1 protein-coding gene is annotated in these 598 nt (G+C 67.1%); it reads left to right on the top strand.

Annotation, left to right across the window (positions count from 1 at the left end):
• Nucleotides 1-598: alpha-amylase family glycosyl hydrolase (locus AQI95_RS27675; RefSeq protein WP_244188865.1), on the top strand; the 598-nt coding region annotated here is incomplete at both ends.

Raw genomic sequence — 598 nt, 5'->3', positions numbered from 1 at the left:
GGTGCTGCTGGCGGAGGCCAACCAGTGGCCCGAGGACGTCGTCGACTACTTCGGCGACTACTCCTCCGGCGGCGACGAGTGCCACATGGCCTTCCACTTCCCCGTCATGCCCCGCATCTTCATGGCCGTACGCCGCGAGTCCCGCTACCCCGTCTCCGAGATCCTCGCCAAGACACCCGCCATCCCCTCCGGCTGCCAGTGGGGCATCTTCCTGCGCAACCACGACGAGCTGACCCTCGAAATGGTCACCGACGAAGAACGCGACTACATGTGGGCCGAATACGCCAAGGACCCACGGATGCGCGCCAACATCGGCATCCGCCGCCGCCTCGCCCCCCTCCTCGACAACGACCGCAACCAGATCGAGCTGTTCACCGCACTCCTGCTCTCCCTGCCCGGCTCGCCGATCCTCTACTACGGCGACGAGATCGGCATGGGCGACAACATCTGGCTCGGCGACCGCGACGCCGTACGCACCCCGATGCAGTGGACCCCCGACCGCAACGCCGGCTTCTCCTCCAGCGACCCCGGACGCCTGTTCCTGCCCACGATCATGGACCCCGTCTACGGCTACCAGGTCACCAACGTCGAGGCCTCC

Origin of the sequence: Streptomyces yokosukanensis, assembly GCF_001514035.1 — a bacterium.
In the GTDB taxonomy this organism is placed as follows: Bacteria; Actinomycetota; Actinomycetes; order Streptomycetales; family Streptomycetaceae; genus Streptomyces; species Streptomyces yokosukanensis.
The sequence above is the reverse complement of the archived record's forward strand: the minus strand, read 5'-3'. Positions and strand labels throughout refer to the sequence as shown.